General features: G+C 66.8%; 26 protein-coding genes. 18 read left to right on the top strand and 8 right to left on the bottom strand.

The features are described from left to right. Positions 1-73 precede the first annotated feature (73 nt). Positions 74-1,459 carry an exodeoxyribonuclease VII large subunit gene (gene xseA, locus ACZ5MJ_RS14975; RefSeq protein ID WP_464220365.1) on the bottom strand — a complete coding sequence of 462 codons (1,386 nt, stop codon included), beginning with the start codon at positions 1,457-1,459 and terminating at the stop codon, positions 74-76. Between the two features lie 1,073 nt (positions 1,460-2,532). On the opposite strand from xseA, the gene ACZ5MJ_RS14980 reads away from it, so the two are divergent. The 8 genes from ACZ5MJ_RS14980 (at position 2,533) to ACZ5MJ_RS15015 (ending at position 10,117) form a co-directional block, all read left to right on the top strand. Then, a complete protein-coding gene (locus ACZ5MJ_RS14980; protein WP_464220367.1) occupies positions 2,533-3,153 on the top strand; it encodes a MotA/TolQ/ExbB proton channel family protein in 621 nt (206 codons plus the stop codon). 22 nt (positions 3,154-3,175) lie between these two features. Next, a complete protein-coding gene (locus ACZ5MJ_RS14985) occupies positions 3,176-3,607 on the top strand; it encodes an ExbD/TolR family protein (RefSeq protein WP_464220369.1) in 432 nt (143 codons plus the stop codon). A gap of 155 nt (positions 3,608-3,762) precedes the next feature. Further along, the gene (gene lpxK, locus ACZ5MJ_RS14990; protein WP_464220371.1) at positions 3,763-4,866 is read left to right on the top strand and encodes a tetraacyldisaccharide 4'-kinase; all 1,104 of its coding nucleotides are present in this window, start codon (positions 3,763-3,765) and stop codon (positions 4,864-4,866) included. Next, entirely contained in the window at positions 4,847-5,053 is a 207-nt protein-coding gene (locus ACZ5MJ_RS14995; RefSeq protein ID WP_013955684.1) for a Trm112 family protein, read from the top strand. The genes lpxK and ACZ5MJ_RS14995 overlap by 20 nt, the downstream gene beginning before the upstream one ends. 7 nt (positions 5,054-5,060) lie before the next feature. Continuing rightward, the gene (kdsB, locus tag ACZ5MJ_RS15000) at positions 5,061-5,870 is read left to right on the top strand and encodes a 3-deoxy-manno-octulosonate cytidylyltransferase (protein ID WP_464220374.1); all 810 of its coding nucleotides are present in this window, start codon (positions 5,061-5,063) and stop codon (positions 5,868-5,870) included. A gap of 371 nt (positions 5,871-6,241) precedes the next feature. Continuing rightward, positions 6,242-6,907: an adenylate kinase gene (gene adk / locus ACZ5MJ_RS15005; RefSeq protein ID WP_464220376.1), complete on the top strand. Its 666-nt coding sequence runs from the start codon at positions 6,242-6,244 to the stop codon at positions 6,905-6,907. Between the two features lie 391 nt (positions 6,908-7,298). Then, the gene (locus tag ACZ5MJ_RS15010) at positions 7,299-8,324 is read left to right on the top strand and encodes an IS110 family RNA-guided transposase (protein ID WP_464220378.1); all 1,026 of its coding nucleotides are present in this window, start codon (positions 7,299-7,301) and stop codon (positions 8,322-8,324) included. A gap of 1,034 nt (positions 8,325-9,358) precedes the next feature. Continuing rightward, the gene (locus ACZ5MJ_RS15015; protein ID WP_464220380.1) at positions 9,359-10,117 is read left to right on the top strand and encodes a 3-hydroxyacyl-CoA dehydrogenase; all 759 of its coding nucleotides are present in this window, start codon (positions 9,359-9,361) and stop codon (positions 10,115-10,117) included. Between the two features lie 18 nt (positions 10,118-10,135). Here ACZ5MJ_RS15015 and ACZ5MJ_RS15020 read toward each other — a convergent pair whose 3' ends face one another. Next, positions 10,136-10,945, bottom strand: coding sequence for an MmyB family transcriptional regulator (locus tag ACZ5MJ_RS15020; protein WP_464220382.1), 810 nt, complete (start codon positions 10,943-10,945; stop codon positions 10,136-10,138). A gap of 155 nt (positions 10,946-11,100) precedes the next feature. Between ACZ5MJ_RS15020 and ACZ5MJ_RS15025 the strand changes: the two genes are divergently transcribed. Next, a complete protein-coding gene (locus ACZ5MJ_RS15025; protein WP_464220384.1) occupies positions 11,101-11,880 on the top strand; it encodes a class I SAM-dependent methyltransferase in 780 nt (259 codons plus the stop codon). Between the two features lie 15 nt (positions 11,881-11,895). Here the strand turns inward: ACZ5MJ_RS15025 and ACZ5MJ_RS15030 are convergent, their stop codons facing one another. After that, a complete protein-coding gene (locus ACZ5MJ_RS15030; RefSeq protein WP_464220386.1) occupies positions 11,896-12,813 on the bottom strand; it encodes a LysR family transcriptional regulator in 918 nt (305 codons plus the stop codon). A gap of 103 nt (positions 12,814-12,916) precedes the next feature. Between ACZ5MJ_RS15030 and ACZ5MJ_RS15035 the strand changes: the two genes are divergently transcribed. Together ACZ5MJ_RS15035 and ACZ5MJ_RS15040 are read left to right on the top strand one after the other, a co-directional pair. Beyond that, complete coding sequence (locus ACZ5MJ_RS15035; RefSeq protein ID WP_464220387.1) at positions 12,917-13,942, top strand: bile acid:sodium symporter family protein; 1,026 nt, start codon at positions 12,917-12,919, stop codon at positions 13,940-13,942. A 292-nt stretch (positions 13,943-14,234) separates the two neighbouring features. Then, complete coding sequence (locus ACZ5MJ_RS15040; RefSeq protein ID WP_464220389.1) at positions 14,235-15,818, top strand: hypothetical protein; 1,584 nt, start codon at positions 14,235-14,237, stop codon at positions 15,816-15,818. A 202-nt stretch (positions 15,819-16,020) separates the two neighbouring features. Here ACZ5MJ_RS15040 and ACZ5MJ_RS15045 read toward each other — a convergent pair whose 3' ends face one another. Both ACZ5MJ_RS15045 and tsaE read right to left on the bottom strand, forming a co-directional pair. After that, positions 16,021-17,523, bottom strand: coding sequence for an N-acetylmuramoyl-L-alanine amidase (locus ACZ5MJ_RS15045; protein ID WP_464220390.1), 1,503 nt, complete (start codon positions 17,521-17,523; stop codon positions 16,021-16,023). After that, positions 17,517-18,029 carry a tRNA (adenosine(37)-N6)-threonylcarbamoyltransferase complex ATPase subunit type 1 TsaE gene (tsaE, locus tag ACZ5MJ_RS15050; RefSeq protein ID WP_464220391.1) on the bottom strand — a complete coding sequence of 171 codons (513 nt, stop codon included), beginning with the start codon at positions 18,027-18,029 and terminating at the stop codon, positions 17,517-17,519. Before tsaE ends, ACZ5MJ_RS15045 begins: the two co-directional genes overlap by 7 nt. Positions 18,030-18,045: 16 nt before the next feature. Here tsaE and queG point away from each other — a divergent pair, with 16 nt between their 5' ends. Continuing rightward, the gene (gene queG / locus ACZ5MJ_RS15055; RefSeq protein WP_464220393.1) at positions 18,046-19,248 is read left to right on the top strand and encodes a tRNA epoxyqueuosine(34) reductase QueG; all 1,203 of its coding nucleotides are present in this window, start codon (positions 18,046-18,048) and stop codon (positions 19,246-19,248) included. On the opposite strand, the gene ACZ5MJ_RS15060 is transcribed toward queG, so the two are convergent. After that, the gene (locus ACZ5MJ_RS15060; protein WP_464220394.1) at positions 19,241-20,134 is read right to left on the bottom strand and encodes an AEC family transporter; all 894 of its coding nucleotides are present in this window, start codon (positions 20,132-20,134) and stop codon (positions 19,241-19,243) included. The two genes, queG and ACZ5MJ_RS15060, sit on opposite strands and share 8 nt — an antisense overlap. Positions 20,135-20,290: 156 nt before the next feature. Between ACZ5MJ_RS15060 and ACZ5MJ_RS15065 the strand changes: the two genes are divergently transcribed. From ACZ5MJ_RS15065 to plsY, 6 genes are all read left to right on the top strand, one after another. After that, the gene (locus ACZ5MJ_RS15065; protein WP_464220396.1) at positions 20,291-20,962 is read left to right on the top strand and encodes a chalcone isomerase family protein; all 672 of its coding nucleotides are present in this window, start codon (positions 20,291-20,293) and stop codon (positions 20,960-20,962) included. Between the two features lie 103 nt (positions 20,963-21,065). Continuing rightward, a complete protein-coding gene (locus ACZ5MJ_RS15070) occupies positions 21,066-22,034 on the top strand; it encodes a tripartite tricarboxylate transporter substrate binding protein BugE (protein ID WP_464220398.1) in 969 nt (322 codons plus the stop codon). A gap of 128 nt (positions 22,035-22,162) precedes the next feature. Continuing rightward, positions 22,163-22,642, top strand: coding sequence for a methylated-DNA--[protein]-cysteine S-methyltransferase (locus ACZ5MJ_RS15075; protein ID WP_464220400.1), 480 nt, complete (start codon positions 22,163-22,165; stop codon positions 22,640-22,642). Next, positions 22,639-23,577 carry a site-specific tyrosine recombinase XerD gene (gene xerD, locus ACZ5MJ_RS15080; RefSeq protein WP_464220402.1) on the top strand — a complete coding sequence of 313 codons (939 nt, stop codon included), beginning with the start codon at positions 22,639-22,641 and terminating at the stop codon, positions 23,575-23,577. Before ACZ5MJ_RS15075 ends, xerD begins: the two co-directional genes overlap by 4 nt. 23 nt (positions 23,578-23,600) lie before the next feature. Beyond that, entirely contained in the window at positions 23,601-24,092 is a 492-nt protein-coding gene (locus ACZ5MJ_RS15085; RefSeq protein ID WP_464220403.1) for an aminoacyl-tRNA deacylase, read from the top strand. A gap of 111 nt (positions 24,093-24,203) precedes the next feature. After that, positions 24,204-24,812: a glycerol-3-phosphate 1-O-acyltransferase PlsY gene (gene plsY / locus ACZ5MJ_RS15090; protein ID WP_464220405.1), complete on the top strand. Its 609-nt coding sequence runs from the start codon at positions 24,204-24,206 to the stop codon at positions 24,810-24,812. Positions 24,813-24,839: 27 nt separating this feature from the next. Here the strand turns inward: plsY and ACZ5MJ_RS15095 are convergent, their stop codons facing one another. Together ACZ5MJ_RS15095 and ACZ5MJ_RS15100 are read right to left on the bottom strand one after the other, a co-directional pair. Then, positions 24,840-26,111, bottom strand: a complete 1,272-nt coding sequence (locus tag ACZ5MJ_RS15095) for an ATP-binding protein (RefSeq protein WP_464220407.1) — start codon at positions 26,109-26,111, stop codon at positions 24,840-24,842. 58 nt (positions 26,112-26,169) lie between these two features. Next, the gene (locus ACZ5MJ_RS15100) at positions 26,170-26,913 is read right to left on the bottom strand and encodes a response regulator (RefSeq protein WP_464220408.1); all 744 of its coding nucleotides are present in this window, start codon (positions 26,911-26,913) and stop codon (positions 26,170-26,172) included. Positions 26,914-26,942 lie beyond the last annotated feature (29 nt).

The following is a 26,942-nucleotide window of genomic DNA, read 5'->3' on the forward strand; positions in this document are numbered from 1 at the left end:
CGGGGGTTTCCGGGAGATTTCCGGCGGGCCTGTCTGACGCGAATGGGAGGCGTTCCCGGCGCCGCGCGAGCCCTCAGAATTCCGGCAGCTTGGCCTGCACGCCGGCAATCGCCAGGTCGGCCACACCCTCGGCCAGATGCGCTTCAAGCACGCTGCCGGCGCGGATCTCGGCGGGCGAACGCAGCGCGCGTCCGCGCTGGTCGAGCAGCACTGCATAGCCGCGTTCCAGCGTGCGCTGTGGCGCCAGCAGTTCCAGCGCGCCGGCGCTGCGCGCCAGGCGCTGGCCGGCGCGCTCGTGCTGGCGCGCAGCGGCGGCCTGCAGCCGTTGCCACAGGCGTGTCACGTGGGCATGGGCCACGCTGGCATCGGGGCGGCACGCGCTCCAGCGCATTGCCAGCAATTGTTGCCGGTGGCGCTGCGACACTACGGTGTCACGCAATGCCGACCGCAAGTGTCGCGCCAGATTGTCGACGCGCACGCGCCGCTCCTGCAATTGCGCCTGCGGGCTGCGCACGCGCCGCGCCAGCCAGTCCAGGTGCTGCGCGCGCAGGTCCATCCCGCGCCGCATGCTTTGCGTGAGCGCGTCGCGCGCGCGCATGGCCTGCGCCAGCAGGTGCGCGCGATCGGGGCTGACCAGTTCGGCCGCGCCCGTCGGCGTGGGCGCGCGCACGTCGGCGACAAAGTCAGCGATGGTGAAGTCGGTTTCGTGGCCCACGCCGGAGATGACCGGCAGCACGCAGCGTGCAATCGCCTGCGCCACCACCTCTTCATTGAACGACCACAGGTCTTCGATGCTGCCCCCGCCCCGGCACAGGATCAGCACATCGCATTCGCGCCGCGCGCCGGCCGCATCGATCATGTCGGCAATCTTCTGCGCCGCGCCCGCGCCCTGCACCGGTACCGGATAGACCACCACCGGCACATGCGGCGCGCGCCGGCGCAACGTGGTCAGCACATCGCGCAGCGCCGCTGCCTGCAGCGATGTGACTACGCCGATCGTGCGCGGATGCGCCGGCACCGGGCGCTTGCGCTCCGGCGCGAACAGCCCCGCCTGCGCCAGCTTCTCCTTCAGCCGCAGGAAAGCCTCATAGAGGTTGCCCAGCCCCGCGCGGCGCATCGCCTCCACGCCCAGCTGCAGTTCGCCGCGCGCCTCGTACATGGTGACCACGGCGCGCACCTCCACTGCCTCGCCCTCGCGCGGCTGGAAGTCGACATGCTGATTGCGCCCGCGGAACATCACGCAGCGGATCTGCGCCCGCGCATCCTTCAGCGAGAAATACCAGTGTCCGCTCGCCGCACGCGTGAAATTTGAGATTTCGCCGCGTACCCAGGCGAGCGGAAAGCTGCGTTCAAGCACCCTGGCGATGCTGTGGTTCAACTCACCGACGGGGATGACATCGCGGCCGCTACGCGGCGCGGTGGAGGAAGGATCGCGCGAAAAATTCGGCAAGTCAGACATGGAGCAGCGGCGGGAAGCGGCGTGAATGGGACATGTCCACAGCATAACCGCTATGTCAAGGGGGTAGCGCTGATGCCAGAGCCCTGCCCCGAAAGCCGCATGAACTCGTGCAACCCGTTGATTCTTATGCGATTTAGAAGCAAAACAAAAATTAGGCAATATAACCATTTCTCTTTTGCGTCAACGACTTACATGGCGCCCGCCAGGCTTGTTCACAAAGTTATCCACAGCTTCTCTGGATAAAAGGCGCTGCAATACCCACTTTTCTGGCGCGAGTGGCCTTTGCAGCGCTTGCGCTCTCATGGAAAGCGCCGCACCCTGCGCGTGGCACCCGGCAGTTCGGCCTGCCGGCCGGATCGGAACGGCTTTGCTGCGATTGCACAATTTCCGGGCAGGCCTGGGTGAAGCCATAAAAATCAACGACTTGGATATCTTCTCCCGGATTTATCCACAGGCCGTCCACAATCCTCTCCCTGCGGATTGTGGAAAAAACCGGTTCCGGCCGCGCCAGGGCTTGGGAAGTGCACCGTCCAGACTGATACGACTGTTTGCCTGTTTTTTAAGCACACCTACATGGCATCTTTAAAATCAACGACTTAGGTGATCTCTCAGGCAGCTTTCCACAAGCCCTCCACAGCACTGTCCCGCTGCTGTGTGGAAAGCCTCACCCAAAGGTGCGCCAGCGCACTGACGCACTCTGCACGTCTGTGGAAAGGCAGGATTTTCAACGTGCACGATGCGCCGCAGGGCCGTTGGCGGGCTTTTGCATAAAATTTAAGCAGCATCACCTTTACCCTTACGGATCAATGTGTTAGCAGGCTTGTCAGCCAGCTTTCCACAATCGATCCACAGCACTGTCCCTGCGCGCTGTGGAAAGCGGTGGCCGCGCGATGCGCGCCCGAGACAGCCGCGCATGCCGTCCCTTGCCGCGCGACAGGCCGCAGGTTAGAGTGGCGCCTGATTTTTCAGAGCAATGCCGGAGCGCGCAGCAAGGCATCATCCAGACGCGCCTCAAGGCATGCCGACAGGTGGTTTGGGGTTTTGTTATCCGGTTGTCGATCGCGGGGGTCCAATTGTTTTCCATCATTCAAGCGGCCGGCTGGCCGATCTGGCCGCTGTTGCTCGCCTCGATCATCGCGCTGGCGCTGATCGTCGAACGTTTTCTTACGCTCAAGCGCAGCAAGGTCCTGCCTTCCAAACTCTACGAAGAAGCGCTGGCGGCCGCCCAGCAACGCCGCGCCACGCCGGAAGTGGTCAACACCCTGGAACAGAACTCGCCGCTGGGCCGGGTGCTGGCCGCCGGCCTGCGCCACGTGGTGCTGCAGCCGCATACCTCGCGCGATGCCGCCAAGGACGTGGTCGAGGAAGCCGGCCGCGTGGTCGCGCATGAACTGGAGCGCTACCTGAACGCGCTCGGCACGATTGCGTCGGTGGCGCCGCTGATGGGGCTGCTGGGCACGGTCATCGGCATGATCGAGATCTTCGGCAACCAGGGCGGCACCGGCGCCAGCCCGGAGCAGCTTGCGCATGGCATCTCGGTGGCGCTGTACAACACCGCCTTCGGCCTGATCGTGGCGATCCCGGCGCTGGTCTTCTGGCGCTACTTCCGCCGCCGCGTGGACGACTACGTGGCCGAACTGGAATTCCGCGCCACGTCGTTCCTCGACGCGATCCTGCCGCAGCGCCGCGCCTGATCGCCGCACGGAACCGAACACCATGCACTTCCGTTCCCGCCAGCGGCGCGAAGAGCCGGAGATCAACCTGATCCCGCTGATCGACGTGCTGCTCGTGATCCTGATCTTCCTGATGATCACGACCACGTATTCGCGCTTTACCGAGCTGCAGATCCAGCTGCCCACCGCCGACGCCGAGCGCGCCCAGCAGCGGCCGCAGGAGATCGTAGTGTCGGTGTCCTCGCGCGGGGTCTATTCCGTGAACCGGCAGGTGATGGAGCAGAAAGACGTCACCAGCCTGGCCGACCAGCTGCGCGCCGCCAGGGGCGGCAACGCCAGCGGCCAGCCGCCGGTGGTGATCGTCAACGCCGACGCGCAGGCCAGCCACCAGGCCGTGATCAACGTGATGGAAGCCGCGCGGCTGGCCGGGCTGTCGCGCCTGACCTTCGCCACGCAGAGCGCGCAGCCGCGCTGATCCCCTGCCACGCACGCGCATGCGGCCCGCGGGCTTGCCGCATGCGCTGTGCAATGCCCATAATGGTTGGGCCGCCCGAGGGGCGAAGCCGCGAGCGCACTACAATCGCATCCCGACCACCGCCTGCCACCTCGGACCCACCGCCCGCCGCGCCCATGCCCGTTCCCCGACATGCCCTTGCCGACTTCGTGACCGCCCAGTGGCAACGCCGCGGCTGGTTCGCGTGGGTGATGCTGCCGTTCTCGCTGCTGTTCGGACTGATCGCGCGGGTACGCCGCCATGGCTACCAGCGCGGCTGGTTCAAGTCGACGCGGCTGCCGATGCCGGTGGTGGTGGTCGGCAACGTGACCGTGGGCGGCACCGGCAAGACCCCGGCGGTGATCGCGCTGGCGCAGGCGCTGACCGAAGCCGGGCTGCGGCCCGGCGTGGTATCGCGCGGCTACGGCGTGCAGCTGAAGCATCCGCGCCGGGTGAAGCCGACCTCGAAAGCGTCCGACGTCGGTGACGAGCCGCTGCTGATCGCGCGCGCCACCGACGTGCCGGTCTGGGTCTTCCCCGACCGCGCGCTGTGCGCGCAGGCCATGCTGGTATCGCACCCCGGCGTCAACGTGCTGCTGCTCGACGACGGCCTGCAGCACTACAAGCTGCAGCGCGACTTCGAGATCGTGATGTTCGACTCGCGCATGGGCGGCAACGGCCTGCTGCTGCCGGCCGGCCCGCTGCGCGAGCCGCTCTCGCGCCCGCGCGACGCCACCCTGATCAACGACCCCGACTTCCGCGCCACGCCCGACCGGCCCGGCGTGTACGGCATGCGGCTGGAACTGGATGACGCCTGGCAGCTCGCCGATCCCACCATGGCCCGGCCGGTCGGCGCCTTTGCCGGCCGGCGCGTGCTGGCCGCCGCCGGCATCGGCAACCCCGAGCGCTTCTTCGCCAGCCTGCGCGGGGCGGGCCTGACGCCTAAGACGCTGCCGCTGCCGGACCACTATGACTTTGTCGCCGACCCGTTCGCCGATCATCCCGACGCGCTCGATGCCGACGTGATCCTGATTACCGAGAAGGATGCCGTAAAATGCGAGCGCTTCGACGACCCGCGCATCTGGGTCGTCCCCACCAGGCCCATGATCGATGCCGGCCTGATCGACAAAATCCGCCGCGCCGTGCTGGCGCAAATCAAACCCGCGCCGACCGCGCCGGCTGCCACCGCCGGCGCCGCCGGCCGCAACGAGGAACACCGAGATGGACAACCGGCTGCTTGAAATCCTGGTCTGCCCGCTGTGCAAGGGCAAGCTGGAATACGACCGCGCCGCGCAGGAGCTGATCTGCCATGCCGACAAGCTGGCATACCCGATCCGCGACGGCATCCCCGTGATGCTGGCCGACGAGGCCCGCCAGTCGGTGCCTGGCCGCGTGGTCAATCCGGATGCCCCTGCCGCCGGCAACTGAGCGCACCATGACTGTCCCGGCGTTCACCGTCGTCATTCCCGCGCGGCTCGCTTCGACGCGCCTGCCTGACAAGCCCCTGGCCGATATCGGCGGACGCCCGATGATCGTGCGCGTGGCCGAACGCGCGCATGCGTCGTCGGCGCAGCGCACCGTGGTCGCCACCGACGCGCCCGCGGTGGCGCAGGCCTGCGCCGCGCATGGCATCGAAGCCGTGCTGACCCGCGCCGACCACCCTTCCGGCACCGACCGCCTGTCCGAAGTGGCGGCCCAACTGGGCCTGGCCGACGACGCCATCGTGGTCAACGTGCAGGGTGACGAGCCGCTGATCGAGCCGTCGCTGATCGACGAGGTGGCGCTGCACCTGGCGCATCACGCCGACTTCGCCATCGCCACCGCGGCGCACCCGCTGCAGGACATCGCCGACGTCTTCAATCCCAACGTGGTCAAGGTGGTGTGCGACGCCGCCGGCCGCGCGCTGTATTTCTCGCGCGCGCCGATCCCCTGGGCGCGCGATGCCTGGTCGGGCGTGCCGGCTGTGCCCGCGGCGCTGGCCCAGGTGCCGCTGCCCGGCATGCCGGTGCTGCGCCATATCGGCCTGTACGCCTATCGCGCCGGTTTCCTGCGGCGTTTCCCGACCCTGGCGGCGGCGCCGCTGGAGCAGACCGAGGCGCTCGAGCAACTGCGCGCCATGTGGCATGGCGAGCGCATTGCAGTGCTGCAGACCAGCGCCGCGCCGGCCCCCGGCGTCGACACCCCGGCCGACCTGGAACGGGTGCGCGCGCTGTGGGCGCAGTCGATGGCCCAGGAAGGCCCCTGATAAAAATCCCCGCGCGGGCGCCTGCCCGCTCAGGTTCATACTGCTGCAACCTGAACCGGGGGGCGGATTTCAGGCCGATTTCGCGCCGCCTCATGGCATAATGCATGCCGATACAGAGCCGCCCGGCTGGCGCGAGCAATCGCGCCGCCGGCCAAGGCTCGGTGGGGAGATAAAGATAGAGCCCGTCCGGTCGCCGCGCCGCCATCCCCCTGGCAGCCGCCACCGGCCGTACGCGTGGGCGCGCCTGAGCAGCGCCCGCGCTGAACGCAGTCAGAACGCGACAGGACCGCAGTAAGTCCTGCGTCAAGTTACGGCGTTACCCTCCTTCTGATCTCCCGCCATACCAGATTGAAAACTCTGAGGACCCGTAAATGCGTTTGATCCTGTTGGGCGCGCCTGGCGCCGGCAAAGGCACGCAAGCCAAGTTCATCTGCGAGCAGTTCGGCATTCCGCAAATCTCCACGGGCGACATGCTGCGCGCCGCGGTGAAGGCTGGCACCCCGCTGGGAGTGGAAGCCAAGAAGGTCATGGACGCGGGCGGACTGGTGTCGGACGACATCATCATCGGCCTGGTGAAAGACCGCCTGAAGCAAGACGACTGCAAGAACGGCTACCTGTTCGACGGCTTCCCGCGCACCATTCCGCAGGCCGAGGCGATGAAGGACGCGGGCGTGGCAATTGACTACGTGCTGGAAATCGACGTGCCGTTCGACGCCATCATCGAACGCATGAGCGGCCGCCGCGTGCACGTGGCCTCGGGCCGCACCTACCACGTCCAGTACAACCCGCCCAAGACCGAAGGTGTGGACGACGTGACTGGCGAGGCGCTGATCCAGCGCGACGATGACAAGGAAGAGACCGTCAAGAAGCGTCTCGATGTCTACTCGCAGCAGACCCGTCCGCTGGTGGATTACTACTCCGACTGGGCTGCCAAGGGCGATGCTTCGGCCAAGGTGGCGCCGCCCAAGTATCGGAAGATCCTGGGGGTGGGGAATGTGGATGAGATTACTGCACGGGTGTTTGAGGCGTTGAAGTAATTTTTTGCCTGTTCTGCTATGTGATATGAAAGCGGCCTTTGGGCCGCTTTTGTTTTATGGCGACTTGATTCGATATCGTTCTTGGCTGGCGTGGGGTGTTTCGCCGGCGTAGCCGGCGGGGCTCCTGCTTGTTGGCGTGCTTGGGTATGTCGGTCGGGTTCGATGTTGTCGTAGGTTGGACCGCCTGGTTCCGCCCTGCTGGGCGGGTCACTTTTTGTCCGAGCGACAAAAAGATGGAATGAACGCACCCCGGCCCTCCGATCAAAGGCGCCGGTAGTTCAGCTGTGCATCCGGGGAAACGTGACAGGGTAGGCGGGTCCCCCATCACGAAACGGCATCGATGTGCCAGAGTGGGAGTGTGACCAACCACGCGAGGATGGAGGGACCCGAGATGAATACTACGACTTACGGCCTGGACATTGCAAAGACTGTCTTCCAGCTCTATTGGGTCGAGCCTTCGGGCAAGTGTTCCAACCGCCGCTTCAGCCGGCCCAAGCTGCTGGAGTTCCTCTCGAATCGCGAGCCCGGGCGTATCGCGCTCGAAGCATGTGGCAGCGCGCACTGGTGGGCCCGCCAACTGCAAGCCTTGGGTCATGAGCCGGTGCTGTTGCACGCCAGGTACGTGCGACCGTTCGTGCAGACGAACAAGACCGATGCGGCCGATGCCAAGGCTATCTGGACCGCGGCGCAGCAGCCCGGGATGCCATTCGTGGCACCGAAGACCGAGCCGCAGCAGTGCGTGCTCAGCCTGCATGCCATGCGCCAGCTGCGCGTGAAGATGCGCACCATGCTGGTCAACCAATTGCGCGGCACGTTGTTTGAGTTCGGAATCCGGATCCGTCCGGGGCTGCGGGCTGGCCTGCAGGAAATCGTGCAACGAATGGACGAACTCGAACAGGACGTGCCGCCCTTGCTGTTTGAGTTCGTGCGCGAACAATTGCAAAGCATCGAACGGCTCGATCAAGAGATAGCTCGCCTGGATCAACGCATTGATGCCTGGGGTCGGCAGAATCGGGCCTGTAAAACGATTTTGGCCATTCCCGGCATCGGCATGCTTACCGCCACGGCCATGGTCGCCACCATTGGCGACGCGCACACCTTCAAGTCCGGGCGCCAACTGGCGGCTTATCTTGGCCTGGTGCCCAAACAGACCGGCACCGGCGGCAAGGTCTGGCTGAGCGGCATCAGCAAACGCGGCGACCCCTACCTGCGCACCTTGCTGATTCACGGCGCGCGGGTGGTCCTCACTCATCTGCGACGCAAGAATCAGCCCGGCTGGAGCTTAACCCTCGCCCAGCGACGGCCGAAAAACGTCGCGGCTGTTGCCCTGGCTAACAAGACGGTGCGTACCATCTGGGCCCTGTTGGCCCACGACCGAACCTATGACCGAGACTACGTCTCGGTCAGGCCTGCCTAACGGCAGGCAGAGCTAGCAAGGAAGGAACCCGTCCACAGGTTGCGGCGGTAATGTCAGCGTGATGGCAAAACAGGTTGGACCGCGGGAGTGCAAGCCCAATTGGTTACTGGTGCTCAAAGCACGGCGAAAAGATAGGGACACTCCCGGCGAAATCCATCAGGGCCTGCAGGCCAGGCCTGCACCGCAAGGCCGGATATAAGTCTGCAGCCAATCCTGTCCAAGCCTGATGTTGGCTTTACCTTGCAAACCGGGGCGCGTTCATATAAGTAACCAAAAAACGCGTCGCCTCTGGCGGCTGGCCACCAATTCCACGGTGGGGGTGGTTCCAGCGGCGGTGGTTTCCCGTCCATGCGGTCGGTGGTTCGACCCTGCTACGCACCCTGTCTGTGCCTGCTTCCACGGACTATTGGACGAACCCGACTTTAGGCTATTGGCAACCTGCTGACCAAGTCGTCGGTCGGACGCCTTCGGCTGCGCTGCGCGCACGTCCTAACGTGACAGAACCAGCGGCCACGTCCTGATGTTTTCCTTTGGCCCGGCATCATCCGCGACAGCGCCGTGCGAGCGCAGCGACGCACTCCGTGCCCGAGCCCCCGTCCTGCGATACTGAGTGCGCGCAGCGCAGCCGTAGGCGTCCTACCGACGCGGTGTTTAGCAGGCTGCCAATCGCCTAAAGTCGGGTTCGTCCAATAGTCCGTGGAAGCAGGCACATCCCGGGAGCGTAGCAGGCCTGAGCCACCTACCCCGTCGAACGGAAATCACCGCCGCTGGAACCACCCACGCCGAGGAATGGATGGCCAGCCGCCTGAGGCGACGCGTTTTTTGGTTACTTTTTGTCGCTCGGACAAAAAGTGACCCGCCCAGCAGGGCGGAACCAGGCGGTCCAACCTACGACAACATCAAACCCGACCGACATACCCAGGAGTCCGACCGCATAACACCCCCCCTTGCACATCCCCCACCACCCCGTAAAATACCGCCAACCAATTGACGTTTACGTAAACGGCAAACAAACCCCAAAGGAGACACCCCAAATGCAAATCCAGGGCAACGTATTCATCGTCACCGGCGGCGCCTCCGGGCTGGGCGCGGGCACGGCCCGCATGCTGGCCGAAGCCGGCGCCAAAGTCGTGATCGCCGACCTGAACGAGTCCACCGGCCAGGCACTGGCAACGGAACTGGGCGGCCAGTTCGTCCGCTGCGACGTCACCTCCGAGGCCGACGGCCAGGCCGTGGTAGCCGCCGCCCAGGCGCTGGGCCGCCTCTCCGGCATCGTCAACTGCGCCGGCATCGCCACCGCCAACAAGACCGTCGGCAAGAACGGCCCGCACCCGCTTGACGCCTTCGACAAGACCATCCGCATCAACCTGGTCGGCACCTTCAACATGATCCGCCTGGCCGCCGCGGCCATGGTGCAGAACACCCCCGACAGCGAAGGCGAGCGCGGCGTGATCATCAATACCGCGTCGGTGGCGGCCTTTGACGGCCAGATCGGCCAGGCGGCCTATGCCGCATCCAAGGGCGGCGTGGTGGCGATGACGCTGGCGATCGCGCGCGACCTGTCGCGCGACGGCGTGCGCTGCATGACGATCGCCCCGGGCATCTTCGAGACGCCGATGCTGCTGGGCATGCCGCAGGAAGTGCAGGACGCGCTCGGCAGGATGGTGCCGTTCCCGCCGCGGCTGGGGCGCCCCGCCGAGTACGCCAAGCTGGCGCGCTCGATCATCGAGAACACCATGCTCAACGGCGAGGTGATCCGCCTGGACGGCGCGATCCGGATGCAGCCGAAGTAATTGACTGGCGCTGCCCGCTCAGCCGGGCAGCAGCATCACCAGCATCAGCCCCGGCGCCGCCGCGGGCACCAGCGTGAGCTGCTCGAACTGCAGCACGCCTTGCCGCGGATGGCGAAAGCCGCGGCGCCCGCCCTCGCGGTCTTCCACGTCCTGCGACAGCCAGGCATCGCGGAAGGCCGCGCTCTCTGCCAGCAGCCCATCGATCAATGCACGCGTCGGCGCCTCGTCGGCGTGGCGGATGCTGTGCGCACGGAATTCTGCCACCAGCCGTGCCGCGCGGTGCGGCCAGTCTTCCACCAGTGCGTGCAGCCCCGGTGACAGGAACATCGCGCGCAGCAGGTTGCGCTCGGCGCTGCCGTCGAGCCAGCCGATGAACAGGTCCGCGGCGGCGTCGTTCCAAGCCAGCGCGGTCCATTGCCGGTCGAGCAGGTAGGCCGGGCCCCCGATGGCATGCACGCTGGCCAGCACCGCCGGCGGCACGGCTTCGCCCGCCGCTTGTTGCGGGTCACGGCGGCCTGCCAGCTCGAACAGGTAGGCGCGCTCCGCGCGCGACAGCCGCAGCGCGGCGGCCAGGCTGGCCAGCGCGCGGGCCGACAGCGACACCGGCCGGCCCTGCTCCAGCCATGTCACCCAGGTCGTGCTCAGGCCCGCCAGTTGCGCGACTTCCTCGCGGCGCAGGCCAGGCGTACGGCGGCGCCGGCCAGGCGCGAGCCCCAGGTCAGCTGGCGCCAGACGTTCGCGGTGCGCGCGCAGGAAAGCCCCGAGCACGGATTCGCGCGACGATGGCGATGCGGGGGGTGGATCGGCAAGCTCGACAGGCAAGGGCATAACAGGCTGGTGACACTTATACCAGGATAAATCGGTGACTTGTACCGGGAATATGGCCCGCCTACAGTATGCCGAACCCGCCTTGCGGGCAAGTCCCCTCCTCCCGACAAGAACACTGCCGGCCCACCAGGGCGTGGCCCAAGGAGCCCAGCACCATGCAGCAACAGGAACTCGTCGCCGCCCAGTTCGGCGCCACCGCCAGCGCCTACCTCACCAGCGCCGTCCACGCCAGCGGCGCGGACCTGCAGCAACTGAAGGACGAACTGGCCGCCCTGATCCCCGAGACCAACCGCCCGCGCAGCCGCGTGCTCGACCTGGGTTGCGGCGCCGGCCATGCCAGCTTCGCCGCCGCGGCGGTTGCAGGCGAAGTGACGGCTTACGATCTGTCGGCGGACATGCTGGCCGTGGTCGAGGCCGCGGCGCGTGAACGCGGCTTGTCGAATATCCGCACACGCCTGGGCGCGGCCGAGCAGTTGCCGTTCGACGATGCCAGCTTCTGCGCGGTGGTGTCGCGCATGAGCGCGCATCACTGGCGCGACGTGCCGGCGGCCCTGGCCGAGATGCGCCGCGTGCTGAAGCCGGGCGGCAAGGTGGTGCTGATCGATATTGCCGGCGCGCCGGACCCGCTGCGCGATACCTGGCTGCAATCGGTCGAACTGCTGCGCGACCCCTCGCACGTGCGCGACTACACGCCGGCGGACTGGCGGGCGATGTTCGAAGCGGCGGGCTTTGGCGCCGACGCCATCGCCGTATCGGAGATCTGGCGCATCGGCATCGAGTTCGACAGCTGGGTCAAGCGCATGCGCACGGCGCCGGTGGCGGTCGATGCCATCCGCCACCTGTGGCAGGTGGCGCCCGCGGAAGTCCGCGAGCACTATCGCGTGCAGGCCGACGGCAGCTTTGAACTGGAGGCGGTGATGGTCACCGCGCGTTGACGGAGCGTGACCGGGTCAGGCCGCGGCGCCCAGCGCGGGCGCCTCGGCCCGCACGGTCAGGCGGCGCACCAGATCCCACACTGCCGCCGCGGCCGGCGACAGTGAGCGGTCCTCGCGCCGGACCATGACGATGCTGCGCTCCTCGCGCGGCACCAGCGGGCGCCAAACCAGCGGCGACGCGGCCGGCAGCGGCAGCGAGAACGACGGCAGCACCGAGGCGCCGATGCCGGCCTCGACCATGCCGAACACACTGGCCGAATGGCCCAGCTCCTGCACCACCTGCGGCACCACGCCATGGCGGCCGAACACGCGGTCGATCAGCGGCCGGCTGCCCGAGGCAAAGTCCAGCAGCACCAGCCGCATGCCATGCAGCGCCGACCACGGCACCGACGTGGACTGCGCCAGCGGATGGTCGCGCCGGCACACAAAGCAGAACGGGTCGGTCGCCACCGGCTCCACCAGCAGCCCGTCGCGCACCAGCGGATCGATCAGCACGCCAAAGTCCACCGCGCCGGCGCGCACCTGCTCCAGGCCGTCGGCCTGGACGTTGTCGCGCACGGTCAGGCGGATCTCCGGGTATTGGGCGGCGCAGGCGGCCACGTACAGCGGCATCAGCCGGGCCGAGATGGTCGGGGCTCCGGCTATCACTACGCGACCGCGATAGCGTTCACCAAGCTGACGCGTTTCCTCGAGGGTGTCGTCAAGCTGGCCGAGCAGGCGCTCCAGCGCCGGGGCCAGCGCATGGCCGGCGTCGGTCAGCACCACCTCGCGCGTGGTGCGGTCCAGCAGGCGCACGCCAAGTGCTTCTTCCAGCTCAGCCACGCCGCGGCTGACCGCGGGCTGGGTCAGGCCGACCACATCCGCAGCCCGGCTGAAGCCGCCGCTATTGGCGACGGCCAGGAAGACGCGCAGCTGGCGCAGTGTGTAATTCATGCAACGGCCGGATAAATAGATTCTATAAATGAATTTGCATTCTAGACCCGGCTATCGTCCAATACTAGGCAAAACCCTAACATCGCAGGATCCACCCGCAGTCATGTCCCGTATTGTCCGCAACCTCAAGAAGCTCTATGACCTGATCGACGGCTTTGTCCTGGTCATGCTGACGGCCATTGCCGTCGCGCTGGTCGCCCCCGGAATCGGCGCCGGCAAAGGTCCGCTGCACCTGGGCGTGGTGACCAGTTTCGGCGTGGCGCTGGTGTTCTTCCTGCATGGTGCGGCACTGTCGCGCGACAAGCTGGTGGCGGGCGCCAAGCACTGGCGCCTGCACGTCTTCGTGCAAATCTTCACCTACGTGGTGTTCCCGATGGTGGGCGCGCTGCTGATGCTGTCGCTGCGCCATACGCTGCCGCCCGACCTGCTGCTGGGCGTGTTCTTCCTGTGCGCGCTGCCGTCGACGGTGTCGTCGTCGGTGGCGATGACTTCGATGGCGCGCGGCAATGTGTCCGGCGCGATCTTCAACGCCACCATCTCAGGGCTGATCGGCATGCTGGTGACGCCGCTGCTGATGGGGCTGGTGATCAGCGCCAGCGGCGCATCGATGCCGCTGGGCAAGGCCCTCACCGGCGTGGCGCTGCAACTGCTGCTGCCGTTCGCGCTGGGGCAGTTGCTGCGCCCGCTGATCGGCAACTGGCTGGCAAAGAAGAAGCACATCACCAACAAGATCGATCGCGGCGTGATCGTGCTGATCGTCTATTCGTCGTTCTGCGACGCCACCGCAGAAGGCTTGTGGCACCAGTACCAGTGGCAGACCATCGGCGCGGTGATGCTGATCGCCGCGGTGCTGCTGTTCGTGGTGCTCGGCTTCACCACGCTGACCGCGCGCCGCCTGGGCTTTTCTGTCGAGGATGAAATCACCGCGGTGTTCTGCGGCTCGAAGAAGAGCCTGGCCAATGGCATCCCGATGGCCAAGATCCTGTTTGCCGGCCATCCGGCGCTGGGCCTGCTGGTGCTGCCGCTGATGGTCTATCACCAGCTGCAGCTGATCGTCTGCTCGGTGATCGCGTCGCGCTATGCCAATCGCGATGCCTTGCTGGAGGACCGGGCCGCGGCGCGGGCCTGAGGCACTGCGGGGCATGCCCCAAGGGGGTCACTTAAAGTGTTGACGTGGGTAACGAGAAAAGCATAGAGTGCTGTATATCCGTACAGTACCCCAGATAGGCCTTTGCTCCACACCTTTGAAACCCGCCTCGATCTGCCCCCCCGAGTTAGCAGCCTTGTTGGCGGTTAACTCGGAGCGCTGGTCGTGGGGCGCGCGTAAGGCTTGGAGTCTTCTGTATCGACAAAACCTCACGCGAACGACCGCCTACGCCAGCTTAACGAGGGAAGGCTTTACCTCGCATCAAGCCGATTCCATGCTGACGCAAGCCGAAATGCGCCATGCAGGCTTGGTCGAACTCAAAAAGTACGAACGAGATCAGCTTGAGCTGGCCGTTCAGCGACGCGAACGCGCACTAGCGGACAAAGGCAAGAAAATTCTGGCCCTGTCAAAACGGCAGGCCAAGCTACGCGCTCAACGCGATAAAGTCGCACCGAAGCCGGGGAAAGCCCGTTCAAACCGCTACCTTACGACGCTAGCCCGCCTACGGGAAATCGATAGCGAACTCGAATTTTGCCGCAACTGGGTCGCACAAAAAGCACGCGTTCTGACTGCCAAGCGCGGCAAGCTGTCCTCGCTGCTTAAAGCTATGGATGAAGGCCGCTACAGTCTCTGTTTTGGCTCGAAAAAGCTGCTTCGGCAGCGGCCCGGCGAACACAACACCGAGACCACGCCGTTCGCCTCGGTCGAGGATTGGCACGAGGCCTGGGACACAGCCCGAAACGGTCAGGTCTGGTCGATAGGATATACGGCTAAACCCAGCGGTAATAGCGAACTACAGTGGCTGCCGGATACCAACCAGTTGCGCGTCCGGTTGACGGACAAGCTTGCGCATGAACGCATGGACGCTTTGGGCATTCCTCGCAGCGGAGGGCCGCAAAAGGTGATGCCCCTTCGCATGAAATGCCGGTTCATTGTGATTGACGGGGTCGACTTTGCCTCGCATCGGGGTGCGGCCCGCGCAGCGCTGATTGACGCCTTTGGAAAGCGGCCTGTCACAATGCGGCTCTTGCAAAGGCTATCACCGGCCTGCGAGCGCATTTGGTATCTGCAGGCGAGCGTTGACGTTCCCACCGGTTTCAACCCAGAGACCGCTCGCACTAGAGAGGCTGGTGTCCTTGGACTGGATTTGAATGCCCGGGGCGTTGCCTGGGCCATGGTGAAGCCCGATGGCAACCGGTTACGGGAGGGCCATCCTCAAGGCGGCTTTCTCAACTGGGACCTGAAAGGCCTTTCCGATTCGGTACGTAAGCAAATCATCGGAACAACCGTCGCTGAGCTTGTCCGTCTCGCCAAGCGCCTAGGCATAGCGGTAGCCATCGAGAACCTGGATTTCGCGACGAAGAAGGCTGGCTTGCGCGCCGGCGGCGTCAACAAGCGATACAACGAGATGCTGAGCTCGTTTGCAAGCTCACAGTTCGCAGAGCTAATGACCCGTGCCTGTGAAAAAGCCCATGTTCGGCTCTATTTGGTGAACCCTTCGTACAGTTCGGTTGGAGGCTTCACCAAATATGGCCGTCCCAATCGAATCGGCATGGATGAGTCCGCCGCGCTTTGGTTGGGCCGGCAAGCTTTGTACGGTACCCCCTGGAAGACAGTGGGTGCCCAGTGCTTCGTCAAGAGGCACAACGAGCGACTCGTCTTTTCGCACCTGCCAGCCACCCCAAAGCAGAGCAAGACGGCCCTGGCAGGGGCTCAATGGAGAGATGTCGCTCGGGCTCTAGGCAAGAACCGACAGCGATGGGGTGAAAACCTCCGCAATTGGTTCCTCTGCCAGGTCGAAACCCCTTCCCCGCAGACCGTCTGCGAGCCTGGTGTGGCGTCATTGCCAACGGGATAGGAGTGTGGTTTTCAGCTCGAGACCTCTAGGACCTCGAGCGGCGCAGTGAAAACTGCGTTCTGTCGCCCGTGTTCTCTTGTGGAAGAAATTTTGCCTAAGAGAATGGCCATCTCCGCTAGTACAGAGATGGCCATTGAGAAATCCATCAACATTTTAAGCGACCGCCTAGGGCATGCCCCGGTTTTTTTTGCGCCCGCCAGATTCACACAGACGGATTCTTCGACAGCGGCGGATTACGCGCGAAGTACGACCGGATCCCCTTCAGGATCGCATTGGCCAGCTGCTCCTGGTGCGCGTTGTCGTTGAGCTTGCGCTCTTCCTCCGGATTGCTGATGAAGGCCGTCTCGATCAGGATCGACGGGATATCCGGCGCCTTCAGCACCGCAAACCCGGCCTGCTCGACACTGCCCTTGTGCAGCTTGTTGATGCCGCCGATCTCGCCCAGCACGGCCTTGCCGACCTGCAGGCTGTCGTTGATCTGCGCGGTGGTGGACAGGTCCAGCAGCACGCGCGCGACCTGCGCATCCTTGTTGCCCATATTGGCGCCGCCGATCAGGTCGGCGGCGTTTTCCTTGTTGGCCAGCCAGCGCGCCGCGGTACTGGACGCGCCGCGCTCGGACAGCGCGAACACCGATGCGCCGCGCGCCTCGGGCGACAGGAAGGCATCGGCATGGATCGACACGAACAGGTCGGCCTGCACCCGGCGCGCCTTTTGCACGCGCACGTTCAGCGGCACGAAGAAGTCGGCGTCGCGCGTCATCATCGCACGCATATTGGGCTGGGCGTCGATCTTGGCGCGCAGCCGGTGCGCGATCTGCAGCACCACGTCTTTCTCGCGCGAGCCCGCTGCGCCGATCGCACCCGGGTCTTCGCCGCCGTGGCCGGGATCGATCGCCACGGTCAGCAGGCGGCGCATCTTGAAGGGGCGCTCGGCGGTGGGGTTGTCGCGTGCGACCGGCGGCACCGCCGGGGCATTGGGGGTCGGCACCGGCGGTGCAGATGGCCTGGGCCGGGCCGAGGCCACCGGCGGCGGCAGCGGCGCGGTGGTGGGCGGCACGTCGCCCTTTTCGTCGAAACGGCGCACCAGCGCGCCGATTGCGTCTTCCTCGGCACCGGCCGGGGCGCCGGCGATGCCGTCAGTGCCGGGCGCCGGTTCCGTGGTGGCGAAGCGGCGCTGCTTTTCCTCGGTGTCGCGCACCAGCTTCCACAGCGGATCGGGCGGATTGACCGGGTACAGGTCGAACACCAGCCGGTTGCGGTAGCTGCCGATGGGCGCCAGCGTGAACACCTGCGGCGCCACGTTTTCCTTCAGGTCGAACACCATGCGGACCACGCGCGGGCGGTTCTGGCCCACGCGCACGGTCTGGATATACGGGTCGTTCGGGGTGATCTTGGCCACCAGTTCGCGCAGCGTGGGCGACAGGTCCAGGCCGTCAATGTCCACCACCAGCCGGTCAGGGTCGTGGATCATCTGGTGCACCGCGGCCAGCGGGGAATCGGATTCGATGGTGACGCGGGTGTAGTCCTCGGCGGGCCACACGCGTACCGCGACGATGCCGGCGCCAAACGCGATCTGCGGGCCGGCAAGGGTCAGCACGGCCGTGCCCGCGCCGAGCTTCAGTGCCTGCGCCATCCATTTGCGGCGCGCCTGCAGCAGGCCGTCGGGTCCATCGGGGCGGTCGGTGGCAAGTCGCTTGATCAGCATGCGTTCAGCAAGGTAAGTCCAGTGGGAGTATAGGCGCGCATGATCGCGATCCGCCGCTCGCCGGCGTCATCGGCCCCGGCCATGTCCGATTGGAGCAACACATGGAGATCCGGTTCCCCAAGCAGGCGGCCGGCCTTTTCCGGCCATTCGACCAGGTTGAAGGCCGGTTCGGCGAAGCAGTCGCGAAAACCCGCGTCGATCCACTCTTCGGGATCGGCAAAGCGGTACAGGTCGAAGTGGTAGACAGTCAGCGGCGAATCGTCGGCGCGGGCCACCTCGTAGGGCTCGCACAGCGTGTAGGTGGGACTGCGGACCTTGCCCGCATGGCCCAGCGCGCGCAGGATCGCGCGCGTCAGCGTGGTCTTGCCGGCGCCCAGGTCGCCGGACAACTGCACATGCACCGTGCGCGGCGGCATGGCCTGCACGGCGGCGGCCAGCGCGGCGCCCAGGCGCGCGGTGGCGGCTTCGTCGGGCAGCGTCAGGGTGCGTTCTTCGAGCAAGGGCATTGCGTACAATTCAGGAATGATCGACCGTGCAGCCTCAGGGCAGGCAGATGCGCCGCCCGCCCCAGTTTCAGTTTCGGACACCACCGGCCATCGGGCCGCGGGCCCCGGGGAACTTGCGGCGCTGGCCGCGTCGATCCGCGCATGGGGCGCGGAACTGGGCTTTGCCTCGGTACGCATCGCGGATGTCGACCTCAGCCATGCCGAGCCCGGGCTGATGGCGTGGCTGGCGCAGGGCTACCACGGCGACATGGATTATATGGCGAACCACGGTCTGCGGCGCGCCCGCCCGGCCGAACTCGTGCCCGGCACGGTACGCGCGATCGTGGCTCGCATGCCGTACATTCCTGCCTCCGCCGCCGGCTGGCGCCGCCACGAGCTGGCGCGGCTGGACGATCCGGCCACCGCGGTGGTGTCGCTGTACGCGCGCGGCCGCGACTATCACAAGGTCCTGCGCAGCCGTCTCCAGCAACTGGCCAGCCGGATCGAGGCCGAAATCGGAAAATTCGGCTACCGCGTCTTTACCGATTCCGCACCCGTCATGGAAGTGGCGCTGGCCAGCCAGGGCGGACTCGGCTGGCGCGGCAAGCATACGCTGCTGCTGGACCGCGACGGCGGCTCGATGTTCTTCCTGGGCGAGATCCTGGTCGACATCCCGCTGCCGGCCGACCCGCCCGAGTCCGGCCACTGCGGCAACTGCCACCGCTGCATCGACATCTGCCCCACGCGCGCCATCATCGCGCCCTACCGGCTGGATGCGCGCCGCTGCATCTCCTACCTCACCATCGAGCACAAGGGCCCGATCCCGGTGGAGTTCCGCGCGCCCATGGGCAACCGCGTCTACGGCTGCGACGACTGCCAGCTGGCCTGCCCGTGGAACAAGTTCGCGCATGTGGCCTCGGTGCCGGACTTCGACGTGCGCAACGGGCTGGACGCGCCCGACATGGTGGCGCTGTTCCAGTGGACCGAAGCGGAATTCAACCAGCGGCTCGAAGGCAGCCCGATCCGCCGCATCGGCCATGAGCGCTGGCTGCGCAACCTGGCGGTGGGCCTGGGCAACAGCCTGCGCGCGGCCTTGTCGGGCGCGCGCGCGCAGGACATGGCACTGGCCGCGCGCATCCGCGCGGCGCTGCTGGAGCGGCGCGAGACGGCCTCGCCGCTGGTGCGCGAGCATATCGACTGGGCCCTGGCCCAGGGCGAGACGCCGCCGCAGATCAGCTGACCAGCGCCAGCCAGAGCGGCGTGGTCACGATCGCCGCCACCGTCATCAGCGAGATCGTCGCCGCCACCATTGGCCCGTTGCCGCCCATGCGCACCGCCAGGATATAGGCGCTGGACGCGGTGGGCAGCGAGGCATACAGCACCACGATCTGGTACTGCAGCGCGGTCAGCGGCAGGTGCCGTCCGACCAGCCAGGCCACGCACGGCATCGCCAGCAGCTTGATCCCGGTCCACCATGCCACCGGCCCGGCAGTGCCGGTGGCGCCGCTCATCTGCAGCCCGGCACCCACCGTCATCAGCCCCAGCGCGGTCGAGGCCGAACCGAGCCGGTTCAGCGTCATCCCCAGCACCTCGGGTGCGTGCAGCCCCAGCAGGTTGGTGGCGAGGCCGCCGGCGGTGGCCAGGATCAGCGGGTTGCGCGCCAGCTCCTTCCACAGCGCGGTCTGGCCGTGCCGCGCCAGCGCCCACACCGCTGCCACGTTGCACAGCGGCACCGTGCAGCCGACGATCACCGCCATCAGCGCCAGCCCCTCGGAGCCACCCAGGCGCGACGCCAGCGCCAGCCCGATATAGGAATTGAAGCGGAATGCGGTCTGCAGGCCCGAGGCAAAGCTGAGCGCGTCCGGCCGCAAGACCCATTTGACGGCGTAGCCGCCGGCCATGCCGGTAGCCATCACCAGCAGCGCCAGCCCCAGCATGGCCGAGGTCGAGGAGAAATCCAGCACCGCGGTATTGGTCGACTGCAGCAGCAGCGCCGGGAACAGTACGAAGTAGACCAGGCGCTCCACGCCGCCCCAGAAGGCACGGTCGAAGGGGGAGTAGCGCACCAGCAGCCAGCCGATAAGGATCAGGCTGAAGTCGGGGACCAGCAGGAGGGCAGAAGACATTTATCGTTGTTGTGGTGGCGGTGGCATGACGCGGCGGCGACTGCGGAGGCGGCAGATAACGGCGAAAAATCCGGAATGTGCAGGCTAGGGCAGATACGGATAGGTATTTTTCCAGATTTGGGTCAGCATGGCATGCCAAGTTGTACGCCTGCCGCCATGTTGTCCCGCACCCGGTCCGCGCCACCGCGCCCGGACACCCACCTCCGAACCCGCTCCCGCCCTGGTCTGCACCCGGGCCGCTGCCTGCGCCTGGCCGCCGTGCTGGTCGCGCTATGCGCCGCCACGGGCGCGGGCGCTGTCCTCGAGCCGGCGCGATCGGTGGAGATCGAAGGGATCCGTTTTGACGATGCGGCGCGGGTGGGCGGCAAGGCATTGCAGCTCAACGGCACCGCGCTGCGCGCGGGATTCCTGGCCAAGGGCTATGTGGCCGCCCTGTACCTGCAGGAACGGGCCCGCAATGCGGCGGTCGTGCTGGGCACGCCCGGCGCCAAGCGCCTGCAGTTGCGCATGCTGCGCGAGACCGAGCCGCCGGCCTTCATGCGCGCCATCCGCCAGGGCATCCGCAACAACCACAGCGAGTCGCAGGTGCAGGAGCTGTCGGCACGGCTGGGACAGTTCGAGCGCACCCTGGGCGAGGTCGGCACCGCGCACAAGGGCGACGTGATCAACCTGGATTTTTCCCCGCAGACGGGCACCGTCGTCGCCATCAATGGCACGCCGCGCGGCCGGCCGATTCCCGGCGAAGACTTCTACCAGGCCGTGCTGCGCGTGTTCCTGGGCGAGCGCCCGGTCGACGCCGACGTCAAGCGCGGGCTGCTGGGCGGCTGAGCCAGATTACGCTGCCGACGCACGGCCCCACCTGTGGCACTGCGACGGTTTTTTTGCTTCCGGGCGGCACCCTGCCCGGATTTCCGACGGGAGACATGATCTCATGCAAGCTGGCAAACTCGCACTGACCCTGGCCCTGGCGGCCGCCGCCACCGCGGCGCAAGCCCAGAGCTACCCGACCAGGCCGATCCGGCTGATCATTCCGTTCGCACCCGGCGGCACCACCGACATCGTCGGCCGCGGCGCGGCGGACCAGATGAGCCGCATCCTGGGCCAGCCGGTGGTGGTGGAAAACCGCGCCGGCGGGGGCGGTTCGATCGGCGCGGACGCGATTGCCAAGTCCGCGCCGGACGGCTACACCATCGGCATCTCCACGGTCTCGACCATGGCCGTGAACCCGGCCTGCAACCCCAAGCTGTCGTACGACCCGATCAAGGACTTCAAGCCCATCACCAACCTGGCCAACGTGGCCAACGTGATCGCCGTGAATCCGAACTTCCCGGCCAAGGACTACAAGGAATTCCTGGCCGTGCTGAAGGCCCACCCGGGCAAGTATTCCTACGCCTCGTCGGGCACCTGCGGCTTCGGCCACATGCTGGGCGAGCAGTTCAAGGTCTCGACCAAGACCTTCATGGTCCATATCCCCTACCGCGGCGCGGGCCCGGCACTGAACGACGTGCTGGCCGGCCAGGTGCCGATCATGGTGGACAACCTGCCCTCGTCGATTCCCTACATCAAGGCCGGCAAGCTGCGTCCGATCGTGGTGGCCTGGAACAAGCGCCTGGAATCGATGCCGAACGTGCCGACCTTTGGCGAAATGGGCCTGAAGGAGCCGAACGACCCGGCCTGGTACGGCCTGGTGGCACCGGCAGGCACGCCTGACGACGTCATCAGGAAGCTCAACGAAGCCGCCGTCAAGGCCCTGCAGGACAAGGACTTCCAGCAGCGCCTGCGCACCGCCGGCGCCGAGCCGTCGGGCAATACGCCGGCGCAGCATGCTATGGAGATCAAGAAGGAATTCGACAAGATGAAGAATCTTGTGAAGGTGCAGAACATCAAGCTGGAGCAGTAATCCGGCCGGCACGACGCCACCCGCCAAGGGCCGCCGCGAGGCGGCCCTTTTTCTTGCCCGAACGCCTGCGCGGACTCTTGCCCCGGCAAAAAGCACTAAAATCCAGCATTCGCCCCAGCCTGACCGCCATGCCCGCCACCTATGACGCCATCCTCCCCGCCCCGTTCGGCAAGATCGGGGTGCGCACGGACGGCGCGCGCATCCGGGCCATCGTGTACCTTCCCGAGCACGTCGAGGCACGCGCCCCCGCGGATGCGCTGACGCAACAGCTCGCGGCGCAGCTGGAGGCCTACTACGCCAACCCCGATGCCACCTTCGACCTGCCGCTGGCCCCGGCCGGCAGCGTTTTCCAGCAGCGCGTATGGCAGGCCATCAGCGCGGTGCCGCGCGGCGCGGTGACCACCTATGGCACCATCGCCGGCGCCATCGGCGCAATGCCGCGCGCGGTCGGCCAGGCCTGCGGGCAGAACCCTTTCCCGATCGTGATCCCCTGCCATCGCGTAGTCTCGGCGCGCGGCATCGGCGGCTTCTCGCACCATGCCGAAGACGGCTTCTACCTAGACGTCAAACGCTGGCTGCTGCGCCATGAGGGCGCCATGCTGATATGAGCGGCGCCGCGCAGGCACCCGCGCAGACAGCCGCCCCCAGCGATGCCGACGTGGCGCTGGTCAGCCGCTTCTGCGACGCGCTGTGGCTGGAAGACGGCCTCTCGCGCAACACCATCGACGCCTACCGGCGCGACCTGACCCTGCTGGCGCGCTGGCTGCAGCACGAACACCGGGGCGAGCTGCCGGGCGTGGACGACGACGCGCTGTCGGCCTACTTCAGCGCGCGCCACACCCAGACCCGGGCCTCGTCGGCCAACCGGCGCCTGGCGGTATTCCGGCGCTTCTACCAGTGGGCGCTGCGCGAGCACCTGGTCCAGACCGACCCCTGCCTGCTGCTGCGCCCGGCCAAGCAGCCGCCGCGCTACCCCAAGACCCTGACCGAGGCCCAGGTCGACGCGCTGCTCGAAGCGCCCGACACCGACACGCCGCTGGGCCTGCGCGACCGCACCATGCTTGAGCTGATGTATGCCAGCGGACTGCGCGTGTCGGAACTGACACAGATGAAGACCATCGAGATCGGCCTGAACGAAGGCGTGGCGCGCGTGGTCGGCGGCAAGGGCGACAAGGAGCGGCTGGTGCCGTTCGGCCAGCAGGCCGGCGACTGGCTGCGCCGCTACCTGGCCAGCGCGCGCCCCGCGCTGCTGGCCGGGCGCGCCTGCGACGCGCTCTTCGTCACGCAGCGCGGCGAAGGCATGACGCGGCAGGCGTTCTGGCACCTGATCAAGCGCCATGCGCGCGATGCCGGCGTGCATGCGCCGTTGTCGCCGCACACGCTGCGGCACGCCTTTGCCACGCACCTGCTGAACCACGGCGCCGACCTGCGCGTGGTGCAGCTGCTGCTGGGCCACGCCGATATCTCCACCACCCAGATCTATACGCACGTCGCCCGCGAACGCCTGCGCGAGCTGCATCAGCAGCATCATCCGCGCGGCTGAGCGGGCGGGCACCGTCCACTGTCATGAGCAAGACCAGGCACGTTTCCGAAACCCCCGCCACGCAGTACCTGCGCAAGCACGGCGTCGCCTTCGGCGAGCATCCGTATGACTACGTCGAGCACGGCGGCACCGGTGAATCGGCGCGCCAGCTGGGCGTGCCCGAACACGATGTCATCAAGACGCTGATCATGGAAGACGAGCGCGCGCAGCCGCTGGTGGTGCTGATGCACGGCGACTGCTCGGTCTCGACCAAGAACCTGGCGCGCCAGACCGGGCGCAAGAGCGTGCAGCCATGCAAGCCCGACGTGGCCCAGCGCCACAGCGGCTACATGGTGGGCGGCACTTCGCCCTTCGGCACGCGCAAGCGCATGCCGGTCTATGTGGAAGCAACCGTGCTGGAACTGGCGCGCATCTATATCAACGGCGGACGGCGCGGCTACCTGGTCAGCCTGGACCCGAAGCTGCTGCCGGGGCTGGTAGACGCCCAGCCGGTGCAGTGCGCGCTGCGTGACTGAGTTTCCGGCAGCGATATCGAGAGAAGCCTCCATGCCAATCCGGGAAGTCACGGACGTAGCGAGGCCCCCGCCGCGCTACAATCGCGCCAGCCTGAAAACACCCCACTGCACATGGCCAATCTGCTTTTCGCCCTCGCCGCCTACCTGATCGGCTCCGTTTCCTTCGCTGTGGTCGTCAGCAAGCTGATGGGCCTGCCGGACCCGCACTCCTACGGCTCCGGCAATCCCGGCGCCACCAACGTGCTGCGCACCGGCAACAAAAAGGCCGCAATCCTGACACTGATCGGCGATGCCCTGAAGGGCTGGCTGGCGGTGTGGCTGGCCGCGCGCTTCGGGCCGGCCTACGGGCTGAACGAAACCGGCCTGGCCATGGTGGCGCTGGCGGTCTTCCTGGGGCACCTGTTCCCGGTCTACCACCGCTTCGCCGGCGGCAAGGGCGTGGCCACCGCGGCCGGCATCCTGCTGGCCATCGACCCGATCCTGGGCCTGGGCACGCTGGCCACCTGGCTGATCATCGCGTTCTTCTTCCGCTACTCGTCGCTGGCGGCGCTGGTGGCGGCGATCTTCGCGCCGTTCTTCCATGTGCTGATCAACGGCGTCGATGTGATGACGGGAGCGATCTTCCTGATCAGCGTGCTGCTGATTGCGCGGCACCGGCAGAACATCGCCAAGCTGCTGGCCGGGAAGGAAAGCCGGATCGGAGAGAAGAAGAAGGTCTGAAGGCCGTGAGGCAGCCCTGATCCCGACTCAGGCCGCGGCTGCCCCGAACAGCATCTCGACCCTGAACCCGCCACCATCGGCATTCACCAGGTTCAGCTTTCCCCCAGCCTGCCGCACCAGCCGGTCCACGATCGCCAGCCCCAGCCCGGAATGCGCATTGCCGCCGCGCGCCGGGTCCAGCCGCACGAAGGGCAGCGTGGCGCGATCCTTGTCGCCATCGGGAATGCCCGCGCCCTGGTCCTCCACCACCAGCAGGTAACCCTCCGGCGTGCGCGAGGTCGCAATGCACACCGGGGGCTTGCCGTAGGCGTAGGCGTTGTCGACCAGGTTGCCGACGATGCGGTCCAGCTGCGTGGCGATCATGCGGAAGCCCTCGCCCGCGCCCAGCGACAGCACCACCTGGCGCTCCTGTTCGGCCAGCGATGCGGCCAGCTCGTTGACGCGCCGGTCCACCGGCACCGGCCGCGCGGTCGGCTCGCTGGTCTGCGCGAAGCTCAGGAACTGCTCGACGATGGCCGCCATGGAATCGACGTCGCGCGTGACCCCCGCTGCGGCCTTGGGATCGGCCAGCATCTCGGCGCGCAGCCGCAGCCGCGCCAGCGGCGTCTTCAGGTCGTGGGCGATGCCGGCCAGCATGGTGTTGCGCTCCTGTTCGATGCGCGCCAGGTCGCCCACCATGCGGTTGAAGCGCTCGATCAGCTGGCGCAGCTCATGCGGGCCGCGCTCGCGCAGCGGCGCCACGGCGTGCTGGCGCGACAGCTGCTCGGCCGCGTTGGCCATGTCGCGCACCGGGCGCTGGATCTGCCACGCGATCAGCACGGCAAAGACGATCGCCACGCCCACCACCAGCATCACGCCGGGCACCAGCCGGTTGTCGGGCGGCGGATTGTGGACCCACAGGATCGGCATGGCAATCCAGTCGGCGCGGCTGGGCAACTTGATCCAGATGCGCGGCGTGGTCTCATCTTCCACGCGGATCTCGGTGCCTTGCGGCAGCCGGCTGATGAACTGCTCCACCAGCCGGCGCGAGCGCCCGCCCTTGGGTGCGGTGGCGTGCAAGTCGGCATCGGCAGTGTTGGCAGTCTGCACCAGGCTGGGCAGCTTTGCCGGCGGGCGCGCATCCAGGGCACGCTCGATGCTGTCGAGCTGGAACAGCATCTGCTCCACCGAATAGTCCACCTGCTGCTGGCGGCGGTCCATGCGCAGGATAGTCAGCCAGGAGAAATGGCTGATCACCAGCACGGCCGCAATCAGCAGCGCAATGCGGCCGAACAGGGTATCGATACGTCGCAACTTCATCGGAAAACAGTCTTGTGGCGGATCCGCTAGCGGCGCCAGCGCGTGGCGGCCGCGGCCATTATTCAGGGAGCCCTGCGGGAATCTCTTCCGCTTCGTCGGGCACGAAGGTATAGCCGCGCCCGCGCACGGTCTGGATATAGCGCGGGCGCTGCGCGTCCTCATCCAGCAGCCGGCGCAGGCGCCAGATCTGCACGTCGATGCCGCGGTCGCTGATGCCGCTGGCGCTGCCGTACATCAGCTCGACGATGCGCTCGCGCGACAGCACTTCCAGCGGATGCATCAGCAGCAGCTTGAGCAGCGCGAACTCGGTATCGCTGATCGACAGCGCCTGGCCGGCGCGGGTCAGCATGCGCTGGCGGAAATTGACGCGGAACGGGCCAAAGATGACAGACTCGCGGTCTTCGGGCGCCGCCGCCGGGCGCGCCAGCTTGCGGCGCAGCACGGCATTGATGCGCGCCAGCAGCTCGCGCGGCGAGAACGGCTTGCCGAGGTAGTCGTCGGCGCCGATCTCCAGGCCGACGATGCGGTCGATCTCGTCGCTGCGGGCGGTCAGCAGGATCACCGGGATATCGTCGTTCTTGGCGCGCAGGTTGCGCAGCGCGGTCAGGCCGTCGACCTTGGGCATCATCAGGTCCAGCACGATCAGCGCCGGCCGTTCGCGCTCCAGGCGGGCCTGCAGGCCGTCGCCGTCATGCATCACCGAGACCGCAAAACCCTGCTGGCTCAGGTACTCGCGCAGCAGGTCGCGAAGTTCGGGATCGTCGTCGACGACGAGGATCTGGGTAGGCTGGTTCGTACGCATAGGCACATGATAGTCAGCCCCGGCGCCAC

The sequence above is a fragment of the Cupriavidus sp. LA-1 genome (assembly GCF_055385985.1).

Excerpts from the sequence above, each read along its gene's own strand:
- xseA (WP_464220365.1), bottom strand. The coding sequence starts at position 1,459 with ATGTCTGACTTGCCGAATTTTTCGCGCGATCCTTCCTCCACCGCGCCG.
- ACZ5MJ_RS14985 (WP_464220369.1), top strand. The coding sequence starts at position 3,176 with ATGCACTTCCGTTCCCGCCAGCGGCGCGAAGAGCCGGAGATCAACCTG.
- lpxK (WP_464220371.1), top strand. The coding sequence starts at position 3,763 with ATGCCCGTTCCCCGACATGCCCTTGCCGACTTCGTGACCGCCCAGTGG.
- ACZ5MJ_RS14995 (WP_013955684.1), top strand. The coding sequence starts at position 4,847 with ATGGACAACCGGCTGCTTGAAATCCTGGTCTGCCCGCTGTGCAAGGGC.
- kdsB (WP_464220374.1), top strand. The coding sequence starts at position 5,061 with ATGACTGTCCCGGCGTTCACCGTCGTCATTCCCGCGCGGCTCGCTTCG.
- adk (WP_464220376.1), top strand. The coding sequence starts at position 6,242 with ATGCGTTTGATCCTGTTGGGCGCGCCTGGCGCCGGCAAAGGCACGCAA.
- ACZ5MJ_RS15010 (WP_464220378.1), top strand. The coding sequence starts at position 7,299 with ATGAATACTACGACTTACGGCCTGGACATTGCAAAGACTGTCTTCCAG.
- ACZ5MJ_RS15015 (WP_464220380.1), top strand. The coding sequence starts at position 9,359 with ATGCAAATCCAGGGCAACGTATTCATCGTCACCGGCGGCGCCTCCGGG.
- ACZ5MJ_RS15020 (WP_464220382.1), bottom strand. The coding sequence starts at position 10,945 with ATGCCCTTGCCTGTCGAGCTTGCCGATCCACCCCCCGCATCGCCATCG.
- ACZ5MJ_RS15025 (WP_464220384.1), top strand. The coding sequence starts at position 11,101 with ATGCAGCAACAGGAACTCGTCGCCGCCCAGTTCGGCGCCACCGCCAGC.
- ACZ5MJ_RS15030 (WP_464220386.1), bottom strand. The coding sequence starts at position 12,813 with ATGAATTACACACTGCGCCAGCTGCGCGTCTTCCTGGCCGTCGCCAAT.
- ACZ5MJ_RS15035 (WP_464220387.1), top strand. The coding sequence starts at position 12,917 with ATGTCCCGTATTGTCCGCAACCTCAAGAAGCTCTATGACCTGATCGAC.
- ACZ5MJ_RS15040 (WP_464220389.1), top strand. The coding sequence starts at position 14,235 with ATGCTGACGCAAGCCGAAATGCGCCATGCAGGCTTGGTCGAACTCAAA.
- ACZ5MJ_RS15045 (WP_464220390.1), bottom strand. The coding sequence starts at position 17,523 with ATGCTGATCAAGCGACTTGCCACCGACCGCCCCGATGGACCCGACGGC.
- tsaE (WP_464220391.1), bottom strand. The coding sequence starts at position 18,029 with ATGCCCTTGCTCGAAGAACGCACCCTGACGCTGCCCGACGAAGCCGCC.
- queG (WP_464220393.1), top strand. The coding sequence starts at position 18,046 with ATGATCGACCGTGCAGCCTCAGGGCAGGCAGATGCGCCGCCCGCCCCA.
- ACZ5MJ_RS15060 (WP_464220394.1), bottom strand. The coding sequence starts at position 20,134 with ATGTCTTCTGCCCTCCTGCTGGTCCCCGACTTCAGCCTGATCCTTATC.
- ACZ5MJ_RS15065 (WP_464220396.1), top strand. The coding sequence starts at position 20,291 with ATGTTGTCCCGCACCCGGTCCGCGCCACCGCGCCCGGACACCCACCTC.
- ACZ5MJ_RS15070 (WP_464220398.1), top strand. The coding sequence starts at position 21,066 with ATGCAAGCTGGCAAACTCGCACTGACCCTGGCCCTGGCGGCCGCCGCC.
- ACZ5MJ_RS15075 (WP_464220400.1), top strand. The coding sequence starts at position 22,163 with ATGCCCGCCACCTATGACGCCATCCTCCCCGCCCCGTTCGGCAAGATC.
- xerD (WP_464220402.1), top strand. The coding sequence starts at position 22,639 with ATGAGCGGCGCCGCGCAGGCACCCGCGCAGACAGCCGCCCCCAGCGAT.
- ACZ5MJ_RS15085 (WP_464220403.1), top strand. The coding sequence starts at position 23,601 with ATGAGCAAGACCAGGCACGTTTCCGAAACCCCCGCCACGCAGTACCTG.
- plsY (WP_464220405.1), top strand. The coding sequence starts at position 24,204 with ATGGCCAATCTGCTTTTCGCCCTCGCCGCCTACCTGATCGGCTCCGTT.
- ACZ5MJ_RS15095 (WP_464220407.1), bottom strand. The coding sequence starts at position 26,111 with ATGAAGTTGCGACGTATCGATACCCTGTTCGGCCGCATTGCGCTGCTG.
- ACZ5MJ_RS15100 (WP_464220408.1), bottom strand. The coding sequence starts at position 26,913 with ATGCGTACGAACCAGCCTACCCAGATCCTCGTCGTCGACGACGATCCC.